General features: G+C 70.2%; 2 protein-coding genes. Both read left to right on the forward strand.

What is annotated here, in order from left to right; genetic code table 11:
• Positions 1-17: 17 nt before the first annotated feature.
• Positions 18-1220 carry a phosphoglycerate kinase gene (locus tag DD1DGNOD_RS09280; RefSeq protein ID WP_131766213.1) on the forward strand — a complete coding sequence of 401 codons (1203 nt, stop codon included), beginning with the start codon at positions 18-20 and terminating at the stop codon, positions 1218-1220.
• Entirely contained in the window at positions 1220-2035 is an 816-nt protein-coding gene (gene tpiA / locus DD1DGNOD_RS09285; RefSeq protein WP_131769911.1) for a triose-phosphate isomerase, read from the forward strand. The genes DD1DGNOD_RS09280 and tpiA overlap by 1 nt, the downstream gene beginning before the upstream one ends.
• The last annotated feature ends 411 nt before the right edge of the window (positions 2036-2446 follow it).

The following is a 2446-nucleotide window of genomic DNA, read 5'->3' on the forward strand; positions in this document are numbered from 1 at the left end:
GACTTCGGAGTAACGGCGTGACGACCATTGACGATCTACAGGTTGGCGGGCGGCGGGTTGTCGTCCGCAGCGACCTGAACGTTCCGCTGGACCGTTCCGGCGACACACCCCGGATCACCGACGACGGACGGGTACGCGCAAGCGTGCCCACCATCCGGGCGTTGCTGGACCGGGGCGCCCGGGTGGTCGTCTGTTCCCATCTGGGACGACCCAAGGGTGCACCCGACCCGGCGTACTCACTCGCCCCGGTCGCCGGGAGGCTCGCGCAGCTGCTCGGGCGGCCGGTCGCGTTCGCCGGTGACGGTACCGGCGACGTCGCCGGGGCGCAGGCTCAGAAAATCGTCGCCGGGCTGGGCGACGGTGAGGTTGCGCTCCTGGACAACCTCCGGTTCCATCCGGGGGAGACCAGCAAGGACGCGGCCGTGCGGGCCGCGTTCGCCGACCAGCTCGCCGGGCTGGCCGAGTACTACGTCGGTGACGCCTTCGGTGCCGTCCACCGTGCGCACGCCAGCGTCGTGGACGTGCCCGAGCGGCTGCCGCACGCGGCCGGGCAGCTCGTGCTCAGGGAGCTGGAGGTGCTGCGGACCCTCGCGGGCTCCGCGGCCCGTCCCTACGTCGTCGTTCTCGGCGGGTCGAAGGTCAGCGACAAGCTCGGGGTGATCCGGGCGCTGCTGCCCAAGGTCGACGCTCTGCTGGTGGGCGGCGGGATGTGCTTCACCTTCCTGGCAGCCCAGGGGCACGGTGTCGGTGGGTCGCTGCTGGAAGCAAACATGATCGACACCTGTAAGGACCTGCTCGGTGAGGGTGGTGATCGGATCGTGCTGCCCACCGACGTGGTGGTGGCCGACGAGGTTTCCGCCGACGCGCCCACCGCTGTGGTGGCGGCCGATGCCATCCCCGACGGCCGGAAGGGCCTCGACATAGGGCCTGCGTCGGTGGCCCTGTTCGCCGACAGACTGCGCGGCGCCCGCACCGTTTTTTGGAACGGCCCGATGGGTGTGTTCGAGCTCCCGCCGTTCGCGGCCGGCACCCGCGGGGTGGCCGAGACGATCGCCGGACTTGACGGTCTGACCGTCGTCGGCGGTGGTGACTCGGCCGCGGCCGTGCGCACCCTCGGCATCGCCGAGGAGGCGTTCACCCACATTTCCACCGGTGGCGGTGCCAGCCTCGAATACCTGGAGGGCAAAGTCCTGCCCGGCCTCGCCGCCCTGGAGACATGATGGCCAACGACAAGAACGACAAGAAGAAGCCCCGGGGCACGGGTCGGCGCACCCTGGTCGCGGGTAACTGGAAGATGAACCTCAACCATCTTGAGGCGATCGCGCTGGTCCAGAAGATCGCCTTCGACCTCAAGCCGGTCGAACTCGACAACGCCGAGGTCGTCGTCCTGCCCCCGTTCACCGACCTGCGCAGTGTCCAGACTCTTGTCGACGGGGACAAGCTCGCGATCGGTTACGGCGCTCAGGACCTCTCCCCGCACAGCTCCGGAGCTCACACCGGTGACATCAGCGGCTCGATGCTCGCCCGGCTGGGATGCGGCTATGTGGTGGTCGGCCATTCCGAGCGGCGCGCGGACCATCACGAGGACGACGCCCTCGTGGCGGCCAAGGCACGGGCCGCCTACGCCCACGGGATCACCCCGATCCTGTGCGTGGGCGAGCCCGAGCAGGTGCGGGTGGCGGGCAACCACGTCACCTACGTCCTGGACCAGCTTGACGGCTCGCTCGACGGGATCACCGCGGAGCAGGCCCGCACGCTGGTCGTCGCCTACGAGCCGGTGTGGGCGATCGGTACCGGGCGGACCGCCTCCGCCCAGGACGCCCAGGACATGTGCGCCGCGATCCGTAACCGGCTTGCCGAGCACTCCGGTGCGGCGGTCGCCGCGGTCATCCGCATCCTCTACGGCGGTTCGGTGAAGGGGTCCAGCGCGCCGGAGCTGTTCACACAGCCCGACGTCGACGGCGGACTCGTCGGTGGAGCGAGCCTGGACGCGGCGGAGTTCGCGGTGATCGTCCGTAGCGCCCCGCCGAGCTGACGGGATCACAGGATCACGGGCCGTGCCGGCAGGCGTGGCCCGTGATCCCGGCGATGATTCTCCGGGCCGCCGGCGGTATGAAGATCATGTTTGTGCCGCCTTCAACCGTTGATTCTCCGGGTCGTCGGCGGTGCGAAGAACATCCGCTGGACGCGGCCTGCTCGGAGTGTGCTTGGGTGACTGGCGGTGGTGGGGTGCGGCCCCGCCGGGAAGGGGCTCACCCAAGTGGTCGGCAGGACCATGCCACGCTGTTGCCCGATCATCCGGGTCGGAACCGTCACGGCCGTCCTCGGACTCCTCCTCGCGGCCTGCACAGGTGGGGGAGGGCAGCAGACCCCATCCGACCCGTCGGGTCCGCCCGCGGCGATCGGTAACCGCGTCATCGCCGTCTCGCCGCGGGACGGCGGGACG

This window comes from Candidatus Protofrankia californiensis (assembly GCF_900634765.1).
GTDB classification, from domain to species: Bacteria; Actinomycetota; Actinomycetes; order Frankiales; family Frankiaceae; genus Protofrankia; species Protofrankia californiensis.